The sequence below is a fragment of the Streptomyces sp. NPDC050549 genome, from assembly GCF_040655035.1.
In the GTDB taxonomy this organism is placed as follows: Bacteria; Actinomycetota; Actinomycetes; order Streptomycetales; family Streptomycetaceae; genus Streptomyces.
In genome coordinates this window covers 174,749-193,384 of record NZ_JBFAJD010000005.1, presented here as the reverse complement: position 1 = coordinate 193,384, position 18,636 = coordinate 174,749, and the positions used below count along the sequence as shown (strand labels likewise).

General features: G+C 69.3%; 17 protein-coding genes. 13 read left to right on the top strand and 4 right to left on the bottom strand.

What is annotated here, in order from left to right; genetic code table 11:
• Positions 1–140 precede the first annotated feature (140 nt).
• The 8 genes from recG (at position 141) to mutM (ending at position 7,509) form a co-directional block, all read left to right on the top strand.
• The gene (recG, locus tag AB0I51_RS10555; RefSeq protein WP_362973433.1) at positions 141–2,360 is read left to right on the top strand and encodes an ATP-dependent DNA helicase RecG; all 2,220 of its coding nucleotides are present in this window, start codon (positions 141–143) and stop codon (positions 2,358–2,360) included.
• Positions 2,361–2,466: 106 nt separating this feature from the next.
• On the top strand, positions 2,467–3,054 hold the full coding sequence (gene rsmD / locus AB0I51_RS10550; RefSeq protein WP_362973431.1) for a 16S rRNA (guanine(966)-N(2))-methyltransferase RsmD: 588 nt from the start codon (positions 2,467–2,469) through the stop codon (positions 3,052–3,054).
• Between the two features lie 26 nt (positions 3,055–3,080).
• Entirely contained in the window at positions 3,081–3,560 is a 480-nt protein-coding gene (gene coaD, locus AB0I51_RS10545) for a pantetheine-phosphate adenylyltransferase (RefSeq protein ID WP_362973429.1), read from the top strand.
• A gap of 99 nt (positions 3,561–3,659) precedes the next feature.
• Entirely contained in the window at positions 3,660–4,739 is a 1,080-nt protein-coding gene (locus AB0I51_RS10540; protein ID WP_362973427.1) for an ATP synthase F0 subunit B, read from the top strand.
• Between the two features lie 133 nt (positions 4,740–4,872).
• Positions 4,873–5,535 (top strand): YceD family protein, encoded by a 663-nt coding sequence (locus AB0I51_RS10535; protein ID WP_362973661.1) that lies wholly within the window; start codon positions 4,873–4,875, stop codon positions 5,533–5,535.
• 2 nt (positions 5,536–5,537) lie between these two features.
• Entirely contained in the window at positions 5,538–5,711 is a 174-nt protein-coding gene (gene rpmF / locus AB0I51_RS10530; RefSeq protein WP_015657589.1) for a 50S ribosomal protein L32, read from the top strand.
• 7 nt (positions 5,712–5,718) lie between these two features.
• Complete coding sequence (gene rnc / locus AB0I51_RS10525) at positions 5,719–6,576, top strand: ribonuclease III (RefSeq protein WP_362973425.1); 858 nt, start codon at positions 5,719–5,721, stop codon at positions 6,574–6,576.
• A 78-nt stretch (positions 6,577–6,654) separates the two neighbouring features.
• On the top strand, positions 6,655–7,509 hold the full coding sequence (mutM, locus tag AB0I51_RS10520) for a bifunctional DNA-formamidopyrimidine glycosylase/DNA-(apurinic or apyrimidinic site) lyase (protein ID WP_362973423.1): 855 nt from the start codon (positions 6,655–6,657) through the stop codon (positions 7,507–7,509).
• Positions 7,510–7,528: 19 nt separating this feature from the next.
• Here mutM and AB0I51_RS10515 read toward each other — a convergent pair whose 3' ends face one another.
• Together AB0I51_RS10515 and AB0I51_RS10510 are read right to left on the bottom strand one after the other, a co-directional pair.
• A complete protein-coding gene (locus AB0I51_RS10515) occupies positions 7,529–7,930 on the bottom strand; it encodes a helix-turn-helix domain-containing protein (RefSeq protein ID WP_362973421.1) in 402 nt (133 codons plus the stop codon).
• A gap of 81 nt (positions 7,931–8,011) precedes the next feature.
• Positions 8,012–9,253, bottom strand: coding sequence for a CAP domain-containing protein (locus tag AB0I51_RS10510; RefSeq protein WP_362973419.1), 1,242 nt, complete (start codon positions 9,251–9,253; stop codon positions 8,012–8,014).
• Positions 9,254–9,408: 155 nt separating this feature from the next.
• Between AB0I51_RS10510 and AB0I51_RS10505 the strand changes: the two genes are divergently transcribed.
• The 4 genes from AB0I51_RS10505 (at position 9,409) to AB0I51_RS10490 (ending at position 15,734) form a co-directional block, all read left to right on the top strand.
• Positions 9,409–9,690 (top strand): acylphosphatase, encoded by a 282-nt coding sequence (locus AB0I51_RS10505; protein WP_026178551.1) that lies wholly within the window; start codon positions 9,409–9,411, stop codon positions 9,688–9,690.
• Positions 9,691–10,082: 392 nt separating this feature from the next.
• Positions 10,083–10,283, top strand: coding sequence for a hypothetical protein (locus tag AB0I51_RS10500; protein WP_019068749.1), 201 nt, complete (start codon positions 10,083–10,085; stop codon positions 10,281–10,283).
• A gap of 216 nt (positions 10,284–10,499) precedes the next feature.
• Positions 10,500–14,105, top strand: a complete 3,606-nt coding sequence (gene smc / locus AB0I51_RS10495) for a chromosome segregation protein SMC (RefSeq protein WP_362973416.1) — start codon at positions 10,500–10,502, stop codon at positions 14,103–14,105.
• 207 nt (positions 14,106–14,312) lie between these two features.
• Positions 14,313–15,734: a sugar porter family MFS transporter gene (locus tag AB0I51_RS10490; protein ID WP_362973414.1), complete on the top strand. Its 1,422-nt coding sequence runs from the start codon at positions 14,313–14,315 to the stop codon at positions 15,732–15,734.
• A 67-nt stretch (positions 15,735–15,801) separates the two neighbouring features.
• Here the strand turns inward: AB0I51_RS10490 and AB0I51_RS10485 are convergent, their stop codons facing one another.
• On the bottom strand, positions 15,802–16,161 hold the full coding sequence (locus AB0I51_RS10485) for a hypothetical protein (RefSeq protein ID WP_362973412.1): 360 nt from the start codon (positions 16,159–16,161) through the stop codon (positions 15,802–15,804).
• Between the two features lie 63 nt (positions 16,162–16,224).
• Positions 16,225–17,196, bottom strand: coding sequence for an LLM class flavin-dependent oxidoreductase (locus AB0I51_RS10480; RefSeq protein WP_362973410.1), 972 nt, complete (start codon positions 17,194–17,196; stop codon positions 16,225–16,227).
• A gap of 161 nt (positions 17,197–17,357) precedes the next feature.
• Between AB0I51_RS10480 and ftsY the strand changes: the two genes are divergently transcribed.
• Positions 17,358–18,545 carry a signal recognition particle-docking protein FtsY gene (gene ftsY, locus AB0I51_RS10475; protein WP_362973408.1) on the top strand — a complete coding sequence of 396 codons (1,188 nt, stop codon included), beginning with the start codon at positions 17,358–17,360 and terminating at the stop codon, positions 18,543–18,545.
• The last annotated feature ends 91 nt before the right edge of the window (positions 18,546–18,636 follow it).

Sequence of the window (18,636 nt, the reverse complement as noted above, 5' to 3'; positions counted from 1 at the left end):
CGAACGGCGCGAGGGTCGGGCGGTCCCTGTGAGGCGGTGACCGCGGGGGATGGCCGGAGCGCGTCATCCTAGGCCCGAACGACCCGCCTGACCAGGGGTTTCGGGAGACGTATACGGCATTGTCAGTGGCGTGGTGTGCAATGGATCTCGTGCCCGCACTGGAAGAACCACTGGAACAGCCATTGAAAACAGTGCTCGGCCCCGCCACCGCGAAGGTGATGGCCGAGCATCTCGGCCTGCACACCGTGGGCGACCTCCTGCACCACTACCCGCGCAGATACGAGGAGCGCGGCCAGCTCACGCACCTCGCCGAGCTGCCGATGGACGAGCACGTCACCGTGGTCGCCCAGGTCGCCGACGCCCGGCTGCACACCTTCGCGTCCAGCAAAGCCCCCCGGGGCAAGGGCCAGCGACTCGAAGTCACGATCACGGACGGCAGCGGCCGGCTCCAACTCGTCTTCTTCGGCTCGGGAGTTCACAAGCCCCACAAGGAACTGCTGCCGGGCACCCGCGCGATGTTCGCCGGCAAGGTCTCCGTCTTCAACCGCCGTCTGCAACTCGCCCACCCGGCATACGAGTTGCTGAAGGGCGACGCCGAGGAGACGGTCGAGACCTGGGCGGGCACCCTGATCCCCATCTATCCCGCCACCGCCAAACTGGAGTCCTGGAAGATCGGCAAGGCGCTCCAGACAGCCCTGCCCAGCGCCCAGGAGGCCGTCGACCCGCTCCCGGACTCCCTCCGCGAGGGCCGCGGCCTGGTCCCCCTCCCGGAAGCCCTCCTCAAGATCCACCGCCCCCACACCAAGGCGGACATCGCCGCCGCCCGCGACCGCCTCAAGTGGGACGAGGCCTTCGTCCTCCAGGTCGCCCTGGCCCGCCGCCGCCACACCGACGCCCAACTCCCGGCAGTGGCCCGCAAACCGTCCCCCGACGGCCTCCTCACCGCCTTCGACGACCGCCTCCCCTTCACTCTCACGGACGGCCAGCTGAAGGTGTCCAGGGAGATCTTCGACGACCTGGCGACCGAGCATCCGATGCATCGACTGCTGCAGGGGGAGGTCGGATCCGGGAAGACAATGGTGGCCCTCCGAGCCATGCTCGCCGTCGTCGACGCCGGCGGTCAGGCCGCGATGCTCGCGCCCACCGAAGTGCTCGCGCAGCAGCATCACCGTTCCATCACCGAGATGATGGGCGAGCTGGCCGAGGGCGGGATGCTGGGCGGGGCCGAGCGGGCCACGAAGGTCACCCTCCTCACCGGGTCCATGGGGACGGCCGCCCGCCGCCAGGCACTTCTGGACCTCGTCACCGGCGAGGCCGGGATCGTGATCGGCACGCACGCGTTGATCGAGGACAAGGTGCAGTTCCACGACCTCGGCCTGGTCGTCGTCGACGAACAGCACCGCTTCGGCGTCGAGCAGCGCGACGCCCTGCGCGGCAAGGGCAAACAGCCTCCGCACCTCCTCGTCATGACCGCCACGCCCATTCCGCGCACGGTCGCCATGACGGTCTTCGGCGACCTGGAGACCTCGGTCCTGGACCAGCTCCCGGCCGGCCGCTCGCCCATCGCCAGCCATGTCGTCCCCGCCGCCGACAAACCCCACTTCCTGGCCCGCGCCTGGGAGCGGGTGCGCGAGGAAGTGGGCAACGGCCATCAGGCCTACGTCGTCTGCCCACGCATCGGCGACGAGGAGGACGACCCCAAGAAGGCCGGCAAGAAGAAGTCCGCCGAGGACGAGGCCGAGAAGCGCCCACCGCTCGCCGTCCTCGACGTGGCAGCCCAGCTCGCCAAGGGCCCCCTCCAGGGCCTCGGGATCGAGGTGCTGCACGGCCGTATGCACCCCGACGACAAGGACGCCGTGATGCGCCGCTTCGCCGCCGGGGACACCGACGTCCTGGTCGCCACCACGGTCATCGAGGTCGGCGTCAACGTGCCCAACGCCACGGCGATGGTGATCATGGACGCGGACCGCTTCGGTGTCTCCCAGCTCCACCAGCTGCGGGGCCGAGTCGGCCGTGGTTCCGCCCCCGGTCTCTGTCTCCTGGTCAGCGAGATGCCCGAGGCCAGCCCCGCCCGCCAGCGCCTCAACTCCGTCGCCTCGACCCTCGACGGTTTCGAGCTCTCCCGCATCGACCTGGAGCAGCGGAGGGAGGGCGACGTACTGGGACAGGCGCAGTCCGGCGCCCGTACGTCTCTGCGGGTGCTGTCCGTCATCGAGGACGAGGAGGTCATCGCGGAGGCGAGGGAGGAGGCGACGGCGGTGGTCGCGGCCGATCCCGAGTTGGAGCGTCTCCCCGGCCTGCGTGTAGCACTGGACGCGTTGCTGGACGAGGAGAGGGAGCAGTACTTGGAAAAGGGCTGAGGGGGATGAATCCAGGGGCGCGGGGCTGTACTCCATATGCGGCTACCGCCGCGTGGGCGCGACCAGCCACACTGAACCTGCACTGACCCACGAACAAGGACCAAAGATGACCCGCGTGATCGCCGGCGAAGCCGGCGGACGTCGACTCGCCGTGCCGCCGGGCACCGGCACCCGCCCCACCTCCGACCGCGCACGCGAAGGCCTCTTCTCCACCTGGCAGTCCCTTCTCGGCGCCCCCCTGAGCGGCGAACGGGTCCTGGACCTCTACGCGGGCTCAGGCGCCGTAGGCCTGGAAGCCCTGTCGCGCGGCGCGAGCCACACCCTCCTCGTCGAGGCCGACGCCAAGGCCGCCCGGGTCATCAGGGAGAACGTCAAGAACGTCGGTCTCCCCGGCGCCGAGGTCAGGGCGGGCAAGGCCGAACAGGTCGTCCGGACGTCGGCGCCGGCGGAGCCGTACGACATCGTCTTCCTCGATCCGCCATATGTTGTCGCAGATCACGATCTTCGGGAGATTCTCCTCACACTCCGGTCGGGGGGCTGGCTCGCGCCGGACGCTCTCGTCACCGTGGAGCGCAGCACCAGGGGCGGTGAATTCGGGTGGCCGGACGGTTTTGAGGGGATCCGGGCCCGTCGTTACGGCGAGGGGACCTTTTGGTACGGTCGCGCCGCCTCTACGTGCGAAGACGCACGATGACCGGACCGGAGAGCGAGGGAAATCAAGTGCGCCGCGCTGTTTGTCCGGGGTCCTTCGACCCCATCACCAATGGACACCTCGACATCATCGCCCGTGCCTCCCGGCTGTACGACGTCGTGCACGTCGTCGTGATGATCAACCAGTCGAAGAAGGGCCTGTTCACCGTCGACGAGCGGATCGAACTGATCCGCGAGGTCACCACCGAGTTCGGCAACGTCCAGGTCGAGGCCTACCACGGCCTGCTCGTCGACTACTGCAAGCAGCGCGACATCCCCGCCATCGTCAAGGGCCTGCGCGCGGTCAGCGACTTCGACTACGAGTTGCAGATGGCCCAGATGAACAACGGACTCTCGGGCGTCGAAACCCTGTTCATCCCGACCAGCCCCACCTACAGCTTCCTGTCGTCCTCGCTGGTCAAGGAGGTCGCGACCTGGGGCGGCGACATCTCCCACCTGGTGCCGCCGGTGGTCCTGGACGCGCTCAAGGGCCGTATCGGCAAGGCCTGAGGGACTGACTGTGCGTCACCCGGTGTCGGGCGGGACGGGAGTGGTCGTACAGTCGACCCGTCCGTCTCCAACACGTCGGTAGAGAGTGGCGAGCACACGGTGGACGTGCAGAAGAAGCTCGACGAGATCGTCGCCTCGGTCTCCAGCGCCCGGTCCATGCCCATGTCGGCTTCCTGCGTGGTCAACCGCGCCGAGCTGCTCGCCATGCTCGAAGAGGTGCGCGCGGCACTGCCCGACTCGCTGGCCGAGGCACAGGAGCTGATCGGCGGCCGGCACGAGATGGTCGAGCAGGCCCGCCAGGAGGCCGAGCGGATCATCCAGGCCGCGCACGCCGAGCGCGGTTCGCTGATCTCCGACACCGAGGTCGCCCGCCGCTCGCAGAACGAGGCGGACCGCATCCTCGCCGAGGCCCGCCAGGAGGCCGAGGAGGTCCGCGCGGAGGCCGACGACTACGTCGACTCCAAGCTCGCCAACTTCGAGGTCGTCCTCACCAAGACCCTCGGGTCGGTGGGGCGAGGCCGCGAGAAGCTGCTCGGTACCGGGCCCGGCATCGACGACCAGGGCTACGAGGACGAGGACGCCCCCGAGCGCAGCCACGACCCGGAGACCCTGCGCCGCGACGCCGACGCGTACGTGGACGTCAAGCTCGGCGCCTTCGAGGCGGTCCTCGCCAAGACCCTGGAGGCCGTGGGCAAGGGCCGGCAGAAGCTGCACGGCCGGATCGCCAGCGACGACCTCGGCGCCCTCGCCTTCGACGACGACGGCAACCAGGTCCAGCACACCAGCGACGCCGACTACCTGGCCGACCTCGCGACCGTCACGGACACCCCGGTCTCGAACACCCCGGTCCAGCCCGAGCAGCAGGACTACGCCCCGCAGGCGGCCTACGACTACCAGCAGACCGGCCAGCAGCAGGACCAGTACGGCTACCAGCAGCAGTACGCCCAGCCCCAGCAGCAGGACCTCTACGGCTACCAGCAGGCCGACCCGTACGCCTACCAGGGCTACGACACCGGCCAGCAGCCCGTGTACGACCCGAACCAGATGCAGCAGGCCCAGCTCGACCCGCAAGCACAGCAGGCTCAGCAGGGTTACGCGCTCGACGAGACCAGTCTCTTCGACACCGGGATGATCAGCGCGGAGCAGCTGCGGGCGTACGAGCAGGGCCGGGGCCTGTAAGGGACCACCGGATTGGGCCGTGAGCGAAAGGTCCAGTATCCTGGCTCTTCGGTCGCGTGTACGTCCGCGATCAACGCTGCCCGGAAGCACCGAAGGGCAGCGCTCCTTGAGCTCAGCAGACCGAAAGACAGGAATGGCTCTGAACGCCCGCCTCGACCACCGCAACCCTCTCGTGTTCGACACTCACGAGCTGGGGCGGCGTCCTGGTGCGCTGCAGCGCCTGACCCGTTCGATCGACGCTCCCAAGGATCTCGGGATCCAGGGAGTCATCGGAGTGCCGGAAGGCGCCCCGGTGAAGCTCGACCTCCGCCTTGAGTCGGTCATGGAAGGGGTGCTTGTCACAGGCACCGCCCGTGCACAGGCCAAGGGGGAGTGCGTAAGGTGTCTGGAGCCGCTTGAGCTGTCGCTCGAAGCGGAATTCCAGGAGATGTTCTCGTACCCTGACGCCGACGACCGTGGCCGTGTGAAAGCGGAACCGGTCGGCGACGCCGAGGAATCCGCAGAAAACGAGGACAGGCTCTTCATCGAGGACGGCCTGTTCGACCTCGAACCCGTGCTGCGCGATGCGGTGGTGCTCGCACTGCCGATGCAGCCGGTGTGCCAGGACGACTGTCCGGGCCTGTGCTCCGAGTGCGGAGCGCGGCTCGCGGACGACCCGGACCACCACCATGACGCCGTCGACATCCGTTGGGCGGCACTGCAGGGACTCGCCGGTTCACTCGAAGACGGCGAGAAGGACGAGATCAGTGGCGAGGCGCCCCGACCGGCGCGCGCCAACGAGAAGCAGGAGAAGTAGCCGTGGCTGTTCCGAAGCGGAAGATGTCGCGCAGCAACACGCGCCACCGCCGGTCGCAGTGGAAGGCTGCGGTCACCCCTCTGGTTGCGTGCGAGCGCTGCCACGAGCCCAAGCAGCAGCACATCGCGTGCCCGTCTTGCGGCACGTACAACAAGCGCCAGGTCCTCGAGGTCTGAGCGGCTGGTGAGAGGCTCCATGTCTGACGTCAAGGCGGACTCAGTCGCCAAGAAACAGGCGGACACGGCCTCGTCCCACACGCTGTTGGAAGGGCGGCTCGGGTATCACCTCGAGTCCGCCCTTCTGGTGCGTGCGCTGACCCACCGTTCGTACGCGTACGAGAACGGCGGTCTGCCGACGAACGAGCGGCTGGAGTTCCTCGGGGACTCCGTGCTCGGCCTCGTCGTCACGGACACGCTGTATACCACCCACCCCGACCTGCCCGAAGGCCAACTGGCCAAGCTGCGGGCCGCGGTGGTCAACTCTCGTGCGCTGGCGGAGGTCGGTCGCGGTCTGGAACTCGGCTCCTTCATCCGGCTCGGCCGGGGCGAAGAGGGCACGGGTGGCCGGGACAAGGCGTCCATCCTCGCCGACACCCTTGAAGCGGTGATCGGCGCGGTCTATCTCGACCAGGGCCTCGACGCGGCCTCCGAACTGGTGCACCGCCTGTTCGACCCGCTGATCGAGAAGTCCTCGAACCTCGGCGCCGGCCTGGACTGGAAGACCAGTCTCCAGGAGCTCACCGCGACCGAGGGGCTCGGTGTCCCCGAGTACCTGGTCACGGAGACCGGCCCCGATCACGAGAAGACCTTCACTGCTGCCGCCCGCGTCGGAGGCGTCTCGTACGGCACCGGCACCGGCCGCAGCAAGAAGGAGGCGGAGCAGCAGGCCGCCGAGTCCGCCTGGCGGTCCATCCGGGCCGACGCGGACGAGCGCGCCAAGAAGGCGAAGGAGACGGCCGAACAACAGGCCGCCGAAACCGCCGCCGAGGCCGCGGAGCAGCCTGCCGAGGAGAACGCCGACCAGTCGTCGGCCTCCGCCTGACCGAACAGTGCGACCCGAGCGCCCGTCCCCGAGTGGGGCGGGCGCTCGGCTCATTCACCCGTCACCACAGGGGATGCCATGCCCGAGTTGCCCGAGGTCGAGGTCGTCCGGCGGGGTCTGGAGCGCTGGGTCGCCCAGCGCACCGTCGCCGACGCCGAGGTGCTGCATCCGCGTGCGGTACGACGCCATGTCGCCGGCGCCGACGACTTCGCGCACCGGCTCAAGGGGCATCGCATCGGCACGCCCAGCCGGCGCGGCAAGTATCTGTGGCTGCCGTTGGAGGACACCCACCAGGCGGTGCTGGCCCACCTCGGGATGAGCGGTCAACTCCTCGTCCAGCAGCACGAGTTCCCCGACGAGAAGCACCTGCGCATCCGGGTCCGGTTCGCCGACACCCTCGGTACCGAACTCCGCTTCGTCGACCAACGCACCTTCGGCGGGCTGTCGTTGCACGACACCACCCCGGACGGGCTGCCGGACGTCATCGCGCACATCGCTCGTGACCCCCTGGACCCCTTGTTCGACGACGAGTTGTTCCACCAGTCCCTGCGCCGCAAGCGCACGACCATCAAACGGGCCCTGCTCGACCAGTCGTTGATCAGCGGTGTCGGCAACATCTATGCGGACGAGGCCCTTTGGCGGGCCCGAGTCCACTACGAACGCCCGACCGCGACCTTCACCCGCCCGCGCACCGCCGAACTCCTGGGCCACGCACGGGATGTGATGAACGCGGCCCTCTCCGTGGGCGGCACCAGTTTCGACAGCCTGTACGTCAACGTGAACGGGGAGTCGGGCTACTTCGACCGCTCGCTCGACGCGTACGGCCGCGAGGGCCTGCCGTGCCGGCGCTGCGGTACGCCGATGAGGCGGCAGGCGTGGATGAACCGGTCGAGCTACTTCTGCCCGAAGTGCCAGCGGCCGCCGCGCGGTTGACGTCTCGCACGGTCTGCGTCTACAGACCGCCGCGCGTTTCGTCGTAGTGCGTGCGGGCCGCGAGGACGTCGCCCATGCGGGACTCCACGAAGTCGACGAGTCCCATCAGGCGTTCGGCGACGCCGTGTCCGAGCGGGGTCAGTTCGTAGTCCACGCGGGGCGGGTTCGTCGGCTGGGCCTCGCGGTGCACCAGGCCGTCGCGCTCCAGCGCGTGCAGGGTCTGCGAGAGCATCTTCTCGCTCACGCCGTCGACCCGCCGTCGCAGCTCGTTGAAGCGCAGCGAGCCCTCGTGCAGCGCGCACAGGGTGAGTCCGCCCCAGCGGCCCGTGACGTGCTCCAGGGTGGCCCGGGAGGGGCAGGCCTTGGCGAACACGCTGTACGGAAAGTTCTGCTCCTCCGTACGCTCCTGGGTGGTGTCCATTTCTTCAGCGTACGCGAACGCAGCGCTAACCAGAAGGGAGCACTAACCGTTGGTTAGCGCTCCCTGTTCCGGCCGGTCGGACTAGTACCCGAAGTCCTGCGTCCACCACGGGCCACCGGTACCGAAGTGCACACCGACGCCCAGGGTCTTGAAGTCGCAGTTCAGGATGTTGGCCTTGTGGCCGGGGCTGTTCATCCAGGCGTCCATGACCGCGGCGGCGTCCGCCTGGCCGCGGGCGATGTTCTCGCCGCCGAGGTTGGTGATGCCGAGCTTCTCCGCCCGGTCCCACGGGGTGGCCCCGCTGGGGTCGGTGTGGTCGAAGAAGTCCTGGTCGGCCATCTGCTGGCTGAAGTTCTCGGCCAGTGTGGTCAGCGAGCTGTTGGCGGCCACCGGGGTGCAGCCGGCGATCGCCCGCTGCTCGTTGACGAGCTTGAGCACCTCGGCCTCGGCGGCGGCCGCCGCGGAGACGGCCACCGGAGTGTCGGCGGACTGCGTCGGCGCCGGGGTGGGCTTCGCCGAGGGAGTCGAGGTCGTCGGCTCCTCGGTCGGGGTGGCCGCCGGCTTCTTCGCCGGGGCCTTGGTGGCGGGAGCCGTGGCGGACTTGGTCGGAGCCGCCGACGGGGAGGCCGGGCGGTTCGCGTCACGGCTCGTGGACGAGCCGGAGTCGCGGGACTCCGCGCTGCCGGAGGTGCCGCCCTGCTCGGTCGCCGAGTTGGACGGCGAGCCCGCGGCCTGCACCTTGTCGCTGTTGCCGCCGCCGAGCTTGTAGTTGTCCAGCCCCGGCACGGCACCCGCGGCGACCGCGACCGTGCCGATGGCGACGGCGGCGGAGACCCCGAGCAGGCCCGTCTTGACCGGCGTCACGCTCTTGCGCTTACGACGGCGTCCACGGCCCGGGCGTGAGCCGTCACCCCGGGAGGAGACGCCCGCCGCCTCGGGGAAGACCACGGCGTAGTCCTCCTCGCTGGCGAAGAGGTAGGCCTCGCTCTTCAGCCGGGTGTCGGCCTTCAGACGGGACTCGGCCCGCAGCCGGGCCTCGGACTTCGGAGGCACCTCGTGGTGCGCCTGAGGCTGGTGACTCGTGTGAGCCTGGTGGCTCGGGTGGAACTCGGCGGGCCCCTCCGGGTGCAGATAGGGCGCCATGCCGATGGTGGAGCCGTCCGCCGGGTTCCAGTCGAAGCGGTCGTTCCGGTCGGAGCGGTCGTTCCAGTCGTACGAATCGTGCGGGTCGTAGCCGCTCGTGTATGAGCCGTGCGTCTCCGTGACCCCCGTGGCGCGGCTCGTGGCGGCGCGGCCGGCGGCGGAGCGTCGGTGGCGTCCCATGTCCTTGCCTTTCGTCCTTGCGGTCAACTCGTCCGTGCGGTGACCCAGCTCACTCGATCGAGTGAGTTTCATATGAGATTCATTGGGGCGGACGGTACCGCATGGCGGGTGGGGAGCAAGTGTCCGGAGAGACATTGGCCGGTTAGGTTGCAGCCATGAGCGAGGATGTGCGGTTGGTCGCCTGGGTGCGAGGGCGTGTGCAAGGTGTGGGTTTTCGGTGGTTTACCCGTGCCAAAGCTCTGGAGATCGGGGGCCTGAGTGGTTTTGCTCTCAATTTGGGCGACGGACGCGTGCAAGTGGTTGCGGAGGGATCGCGCGAGGGCTGCGAAGGACTCCTCGACTGGCTCCGGGGTCACGACACGCCCGGGCGCGTGGATGGCGTCACCGAGATCTGGGACACACCTCGGGGTGGCTACGACGGCTTCGCGATCCGCTGAGCACATTCTCCGAAAAGGTGTAAAGGGGCCCCGGTAGAAGCGGAGGGACATGCCACCGGCACCTGTCCACGGCGGAAACGGCCTGGTGGTTGCCAAGAACGGCTAGCTCTGGCAGGCTCCGCACCTAAGGATGATCGCCATCCCCGTGAGGCCCCGCAGGAGTCGCAGCGCCGCCCGGTCAGGGCCGCGTACCCCCGGGTTGCCCGCCAATACGGGGCGTGATCGTGTTGACCGTCAAACATTTTGGTGAGACGCTGAAAACCCCGCGCACCTTAGCTGTTTGGCATGGAAGAACAGCAGAGCAACCCTCGAGTGTGTCAAGCATCGCGGGTGCGATTCCCTCACGACCCACACCGCTTCGGTCGGTCACTCAGTGTGGAGGACCATCCATCATGGCAAAGGCGCTTCTCGGTTACGTCGGCGGCTCTGACCCGCGACTCCTCGCCGAGATGCGACGGCTCCAGCAGCGCGTCCAGGACCTGGAATCCGAACTCGTACGGATCCAGGAAGAGAACGACGCGCTGACGGCTGCCGCAACTCACGATTCGCTTCTCGAGCTCGACGCACGCCAGGCGGAGCCCGCGCTCACCTGATCACTGCACCGCATCATGACAAGCAGTGGTTGGGCGGCCTGCATCAACCGCTAAGTTGTCAGAGTTTGCAAGGGACGCTTCGGCGTCCCTTCTTTCTTTCCCCCGCAAGCCTCCACCCTCTTTAACGTTTGGTGTGCCCTGCACGTTCAAGGGCGAAACCGCGGGGAACCGGACGTTCATGGAGAGAGCGAGCAGCGGAAGGTAGAGTCCAGCGGCGTGCACCTCAAGGCCCTGACCCTGCGGGGGTTCAAGTCGTTCGCCTCGGCGACCACGCTCCGGTTCGAGCCGGGGATCACGTGCGTCGTCGGTCCGAACGGCTCGGGCAAGTCCAATGTGGTGGACGCGCTCAGCTGGGTCATGGGCGAACAGGGCGCCAAGTCGCTGCGCGGCGGCAAGATGGAGGACGTCATCTTCGCCGGCACCACCGGCCGCCCCCCGCTGGGCCGCGCCGAGGTGTCCCTGACCATCGACAACTCCGACGGGGCGCTGCCCATCGAGTACGCCGAGGTCACCATCACGCGGATCATGTTCCGCAACGGCGGCAGCGAGTACCAGATCAACGGCGACACCTGCCGCCTCCTCGACATCCAGGAACTCCTCTCCGACTCCGGCATCGGCCGCGAGATGCACGTCATCGTCGGCCAGGGCCAGCTCGACTCCGTGCTGCACGCCGACCCCATGGGCCGCCGCGCCTTCATCGAGGAGGCGGCGGGCGTCCTCAAGCACCGCAAGCGCAAGGAGAAGGCGCTGCGGAAACTGGACGCGATGCAGGCCAACCTCGCGCGCGTGCAGGACCTCACGGACGAACTCCGCAGACAGCTCAAGCCCCTTGGCCGCCAGGCGGCGGTCGCCCGCCGGGCCGCCGTCATCCAGGCCGACCTGCGCGACGCCCGCCTGCGCCTGCTCGCCGACGATCTCGTACGGCTGCGCCAGGCGCTGAACACCGAGATCGCCGACGAGGCCGCGCTCAAGGAACGCAAGGAAGCCGCCGAACTGGAGTTGCGCAAGGCCCTCCAGCGCGAAGGGCTCCTGGAGGACGAGGTACGCCAGCTCATCCCGCGCCTCCAGCGCGCCCAGCAGACCTGGTACGAGCTGTCCCAGCTGGCCGAGCGGGTACGCGGCACGATCTCGCTGGCCGACGCCCGCGTGAAGAGCGCGACCTCGGCGCCCCCCGAAGAACGGCGCGGCCGTGACCCCGAGGACATGGAGCGCGAGGCCGCCCGGATCCGGGAGCAGGAGGCCGAGCTCGAAGCGGCTCTGGAGGCGGCCGAACACGCTCTGGAGGACACGGTCGCCCACCGCTCCGAACTGGAGCGTGAACTCGCCGCCGAGGAAAGGCGGCTGAAGGACGTCGCCCGGTCCATCGCCGACCGCCGCGAGGGCCTCGCCCGGCTCAACGGCCAGGTCAACGCGGCCCGTTCGCGCGCCGCCTCCGCCCAGGCCGAGATCGACCGCCTCACCTCCGCCCGCGACGAGGCCCAGGAGCGTGCGGTCACCGCACAGCAGGAGTACGAGACTCTCCAGGCCGAGGTCGACGGCCTCGACGCGGGCGACGAGGAACTCTCCGAGCAGCACAAGGCGGCCCGGGCCGCACTGTCGGAGGCGGAAGCCGCCCAGTCCGCCGCCCGCGAGGCGGCGACCACGGCGGAACGCCAGCGCGCCGCCACCCAGGCCCGCCGCGACGCACTGGCACTGGGCCTGCGCCGCAAGGACGGCACGGGCATACTGCTCGGCGCCCAGGACCGCCTCACCGGAATCCTCGGCCCGGCGGCGGAACTGCTGACGGTGACCCCGGGCCACGAGGTCGCCCTGGCAGCAGCCTTCGGCGCGGCGGCGGACGCGATCGCGGTGACGACCCCGTCGTCGGCGGCCGACGCAATCCGCCTGCTGCGCAAGCAGGATGGAGGCAGGGCAGCTCTGCTACTGGCAGGAGACCCGGCCCCTTCAACACCGTCCACTGACGCCCCCCATAGGGGCGCGGGGAACTGCGCGACCAGCCACGACGAGCCCGCAGACGCTCAACGACCCTTCGCGGCAGGCCTCGTCCGCGCCCCCGCCGACCTCATGCCCGCCATCCGCCGCCTCCTCCACAACATCGTCGTAGTGGACACCCTCGAAGCCGCGGAACAACTCGTATACACGCACCCCGAGTTGACCGCGGTAACCGCCGAAGGCGACCTCCTCGGCGCCCACTTCGCCCACGGCGGCTCCGCAGGCGCCCCCAGCCTTCTCGAAGTCCAGGCCTCCGTGGACGAAGCCGCCGCCGAGCTGGAAGAACTGGCCGTCCGCTGCGAGGAGTTGACCGGCGCCCGGCAGGCCGCGGCCGAGCGCCGCAAGGAATGTGCCGCGCTGGTCGAGGAGTTGGGGGAGCGGCGCCGGGCGGCAGAGCGCGAGAAGTCGGCTGTGGCACAGCAGTTGGGACGGCTCGCAGGGCAGGCACGCGGGGCCGCGGGTGAGGCGGAACGATCCGCCGCTGCCGCCGCACGGGCGCAGGAGGCGCTCGACAAGGCCGTGGAAGAGGCTGAAGTGCTGGCCGAACGGCTGGTTGTGGCCGAGGAGATGCCGGTCGAGGAGGAGCCCGATACCTCCGTGCGGGACCGGCTTGCCGCTGACGGGGCCAATGCCCGGCAGACCGAGATGGAGGCGCGGCTTCAGGTCCGTACGCACGAGGAGCGGGTCAAGGGGCTTGCCGGGCGGGCCGATTCCCTCGACCGCGCGGCCCGCGCGGAGCGGGAGGCACGTGCGCGGGCGGAGCAGCGGCTCGCGCGGTTGCGGCACGAGGCCGCTGTGGCGGAGGCCGTCGCCTTCGGGGCTCGGCAACTCCTCGCGCATGTCGAGGTGTCCCTCGGCCGTGCCGACGAGGAACGGACCGCCGCCGATGCCGCCAAGGCGCGGCGGGAGCAGGAGCTGACCGCCGCCCGCAACCAGGGGCGCGACCTCAAGGGCGAGCTCGACAAGCTGACCGACTCGGTGCACCGCGGTGAGGTGCTCGGTGCCGAGAAGCGGATGCGGATCGAGCAGCTGGAGACCAAGGCGCTGGAGGAGTTGGGGGTGGAGCCGGCGGGGCTGATCGAGGAGTACGGGCCGCATCAGCTCGTGCCGCCCTCGCTCGCCGCCGAGGGCGAGGTGCTGCCCGAGGACCCGGAGGACCCGCGCAACCAGCCCCGTACTTTCCACCGCGCGGAGCAGGAGAAGCGGCTCAAGTCGGCCGAGCGGGCGTACCAGCAGCTGGGAAAGGTCAACCCCCTCGCGCTGGAGGAGTTCGCGGCGCTGGAGGAGCGGCACAAGTTCCTCAGCGAGCAGTTGGAGGACCTGAAGAAGACCCGCGCCGACCTGCTTCAAGTGGTTAAGGAGGTCGACGAGCGCGTCGAGCAGGTCTTCACCGAGGCGTACCGGGACACGGCCATTCAGTTCGAGGGTGTCTTCAGCAGACTGTTTCCGGGCGGCGAGGGCAGGTTGATCCTGACCGATCCCGACAACATGCTGACCACGGGGGTGGATGTGGAGGCCCGCCCGCCCGGCAAGAAGGTCAAGCGGCTCTCCCTGCTCTCCGGCGGGGAGCGGTCCCTCACGGCCGTAGCGCTCCTGGTGTCGATCTTCAAGGCGCGGCCCAGTCCGTTCTATGTGATGGACGAGGTCGAGGCGGCGCTCGACGACACCAACCTGCAGCGGCTGATCCGGATCATGCAGGAGCTGCAGGAGGCCTCGCAGCTGATCGTGATCACCCACCAGAAGCGCACGATGGAGGTCGCCGACGCGTTGTACGGCGTCTCCATGCAGGGCGACGGGGTGTCGAAGGTCATCTCTCAGCGCCTCCGCTAGACCTTCATCGATCGTTCAAGTCTTGAACGTATTGCTGCCCCTGTGGGGTTCAGTTTCACACGGGACCCCCTATTGACTTCGAAACTTGAAGACATAGTCTCTTCAGCGTTGCTTTTACCTTCAGGTGGTGGGCAGCGGCAAGCTGTGCGCCACTGGAAGGGTCGCCCCCCACCCCGGCAGCGACGCCGGTGGCCTCAGGAGTCATACGTGACCAGCACTGCGCAGACATCACAGTCGGGAGCCGGGTCGGCTCATCCCGAACATCTCGGGCACGTCATCTTCATCGCGGCGGCGGCCGCGATGGGCGGCTTCCTCTTCGGCTACGACAGTTCCGTGATCAACGGTGCCGTGGAGGCGATCCGGGACCGTTACGACGTGGGCTCCACGCTCCTGGCGCAGGTCATCGCGATCGCCCTGATCGGCTGTGCCATCGGCGCGGCGACCGCCGGCCGGATGGCGGACCGCATCGGCCGTATCCGCTGTATGCAGATCTCCGCCGTGCTGTTCACCATCTCCGCCGTCGGTTCGGCGCTGCCCTTCGCGCTCTGGGACCTCGCCTTCTGGCGGATCATCGGCGGCTTCGCCATCGGCATGGCCTCCGTCATCGGCCCCGCCTACATCGCCGAGGTCTCCCCGCCCGCCTACCGTGGCCGGCTCGGCTCCTTCCAGCAGGCCGCGATCGTCATCGGCATCGCGATCTCGCAGCTGGTCAACTGGGGTCTGCTGAACGCCGCCGACGGTGACCAGCGCGGCAAGCTCATGGGCCTGGAAGCCTGGCAGGTCATGCTCGGCGTCATGGTGGTCCCGGCCGTCCTCTACGGCCTGCTCTCCTTCGCGATCCCCGAGTCCCCGCGCTTCCTGATCTCCGCGGGCAAGCCGGCCCGCGCCCACGACGTGCTCCGTGAGGTCGAGGGCGACGACATCGACCTGGACGCCCGCATCGCCGAGATCGAGCAGGCGATGAAGAGCGAGCACAAGTCGACCTTCAAGGACCTGCTCGGTGGTGGCGGCTTCTTCTTCAGGCCGATCGTCTGGGTCGGCATCGGCCTCTCGGCCTTCCAGCAGCTCGTCGGCATCAACGTCGCGTTCTACTACTCCTCGACGCTGTGGCAGTCGGTCGGTGTCGACCCGACGCAGTCGTTCTTCTACTCCTTCACGACGTCGATCATCAACATCATCGGCACCGTGATCGCCATGATCTTCGTGGACCGCGTCGGCCGCAGGCCGCTGGCCCTCATCGGCTCGGTCGGCATGGCCGTCGGTCTCGCGCTGGAGGCCTGGGCCTTCTCCTACGACCTCGTCGACGGCAAGCTGCCCGCCGCGCAGGGCTGGACCGCGCTGATCGCGGCCCACGTGTTCGTCCTCTTCTTCGCCCTGTCCTGGGGTGTCGTGGTCTGGGTCTTCCTCGGCGAGATGTTCCCGAACCGGATCCGCGCCGCCGCCCTCGGTGTCGCCGCCTCCGCACAGTGGATCGCCAACTGGGCCATCACCGCGAGCTTCCCGTCGCTGGCCGACTGGAACCTCTCCGCGACCTATGTGATCTACACGGTCTTCGCCGCGCTCTCCATCCCGTTCGTCCTGAAGTTCGTCAAGGAGACGAAGGGCAAGAAGCTGGAGGACATGGGCTGACCGGCCCTCCCACAAGCTCGGGGAGACGGGCTCCATCCCCCGCCGCCCGTCTCCCCGAAACCCTGTTTCACCAGATGAGGACGCCGCCGCCGATCTTCCGGGCGCGCAGGGCGGCCGACTCGATGTTGTCCAGGCGGCTCCCGACCAGGTCGGGAGCCTCTCCCACGGCCGCGGCGACGGCTTCGAGATGCTCCCGCAGCAGCGTGACCTCGCGCAGGAAATCCGGTACGTCCGAGGCCTCGACGTACAGGTCGCTGGAGGCCAGCACAGGTAGATACGTGGCACCGAGCGACCGTACGGCCGGCGAACCCCACACGGTCTCGCGCCAGTTCTCGAAGCCTGCCGAGTCGTTGCATCCCTCCGGAACGTCGAGCACGTTCCACTGGCCGTCCGCGTCACGCAGGAACACATCCACTGCCAAGGTCATGACCGCAGTGGACCACCGGTGGACCTGCGGGTCCACCGGTTACGGGTAAGAGTCACTCCGTGCTCACTCCCCGAGCACCGGCAGCACCCGCTCCGCGAACAGCCGCAGGCTCCGCCAACCCTCGTCGACCGGCATCCCGCCCGCCAGCGGATGCAGTACGAGATTGTCGAGGCCCAGCGCCACGCACTGGTCCGGCGTGAGGATCCGGTACACGCCCTCCGCGCGCAGTTCGGCCACGGTGGTGGCCCCCGACTTCACCGCCGAGCGGATCTCCCCGGACTGCCAGGAGGCGTAGGTCCGCGCCTCGTGCAGGAAGTGCGCGCCGTACTCGGCCCAGGCCCGGTCCGGGTCCTCGGCGATGTGCAGCAGCGGGGTCTCCGGGCCCGGCATCATCGTCCAGCCCTCGGTGCCGTACTCGACGAGCCGGTCCTTGTAGTACGCCTCCAGGTCCGGCAGATGCGCGCTGGGGAAGAAGGGCAGACCCAGCCGGGCGGCCCGGCGTGCGGCGGCCTTGGAGGAGCCGCCGACCAGCAGCAGGGGGTGCGGGTCGGAGAACGGGCGAGGGGTGACCCGTACGGTACGGCCCCGGTACTCGAACTCCTCGCCGGACCACGCCTTCAGGACCGTCTCCAGCAACTCGTCCTGGAGCCTGCCGCGTTGCTTCCACTCCACGTCGAACTGGGCGTATTCCTCAGGGCGGTAGCCGATCCCGGCGACGGTCACCAGCCTGCCGCCGCTCAACAGGTCGAGTACGGCGATGTCTTCGGCCAGCCGGAGCGGATCGTGCAGCGGGCCGATGACCGCGGAGACGGTCACCGCGATGTGCCGGGTCGCGCCGAAGACCGCGCCCGCGAAGGCGAAGGGTGAGGGCAGCCAGTTGTTGGCGACGCCGTGGTGCTCCTCCGTCTGCACGGTGGTGATCCCGTGCTCGTCGGCGTACGCGGCCATCTCCAGGGCGGCCCGGTAGCGGGCGCTCAGCGAGGCGGGGGTGGCGCCGGGTTCGACGAGGTTGAAGCGGACGACCGAGACGGGCATGGGGGTCCCCCTTACGTGTGTGGTGGGGGACGTTAGCTGACGGTATGTCAGATGGCCATGGGCATGACCGCGGCGGTTCGGGGCCGGACGGCGACGGCGGCGACCCGGCCGCGCGCCCGCGCTGGGCCCCGGCGAGGCCCATGGCTGATACTGGGTGGGTTATGGAAACCGTCATCCTTGCTGTAGTCATCGCCGTGGTCGTGCTCGGTGCGCTCGGCGGGCTCGTCGTCGGCAGCCGGCGCAAGAAGCCGCTGCCCCCGCCGCCCACCTCCGTGCCCGACATCACCGCCCCGCCGGCCGAGCCGCACATCGGCGACGAGGCCGAGACGCCGCGCGACGAAGCGCGCCGGACCATAGAGGAGGTCGATCTTCCGGACGGCTCGGCCCCGGTCGCCGTCGAGGAACCCCCCGTACTGGAGGTCCCCGAGCCGACCGCCGGACGCCTCGTCCGGCTGCGCGCCCGGCTCTCCCGCTCGCAGAACGCGCTCGGCCAGGGGCTGCTCACGCTCCTGTCCCGCGAGCACCTCGACGAGGACACCTGGGAGGAGATCGAGGACACCCTCCTCACCGCCGACGTCGGCGTCGCGCCCACCCAGGAACTGGTCGACGCGCTCCGTGAGCGGGTGAAGGTGCTCGGCACCCGGACCCCGCAGGAGTTGCGCAGCCTGCTGCGCGAGGAACTGCTCAAGCTGGTCGGCACGGATGTCGACCGGGCCGTCAAGACCGAGCCCGAGGGCCGCAAGCCCGGCATTGTGATGGTCGTCGGGGTCAACGGCACCGGCAAGACCACCACCACCGGCAAGCTCGCCCGCGTGCTCGTGGCCGACGGACGGACCGTCGTGCTCGGCGCCGCCGACACCTTCCGGGCCGCCGCCGCGGATCAGCTCCAGACCTGGGGTGAGCGGGTCGGGGCGCACACCGTGCGCGGGCCCGAGGCCGGGGACCCCGCCTCCGTCGCGTTCGACGCGGTGAAGGAGGGCAAGGAGATGGGGGTCGACGTGGTCCTCATCGACACGGCCGGGCGGCTGCACACGAAGACCGGGCTCATGGACGAGCTCGGCAAGGTGAAGCGGGTCGTCGAGAAGCACGCGCCGCTCGACGAGGTGCTGCTCGTGCTGGACGCGACCACCGGGCAGAACGGGCTGGTGCAGGCGCGGGTCTTCGCCGAGGTCGTGGACATCACCGGGATCGTGCTGACCAAGCTGGACGGTACGGCGAAGGGGGGCATCGTGGTTGCCGTGCAGCGGGAGCTGGGGGTGCCGGTGAAGCTGATCGGGCTCGGTGAGGGTGCGGACGATCTGGCGCCCTTTGAGCCGGAGGCGTTTGTTGATGCCCTTATCGGGGACTGATGCCCCACGCTCCGCTGGTTGGGCGGTTGTTTGGCCGCCGGCCGGTGGGGGCTGGTCGCGCAGTTCCCCGCCCCCCTATGGAGCGCGCTGT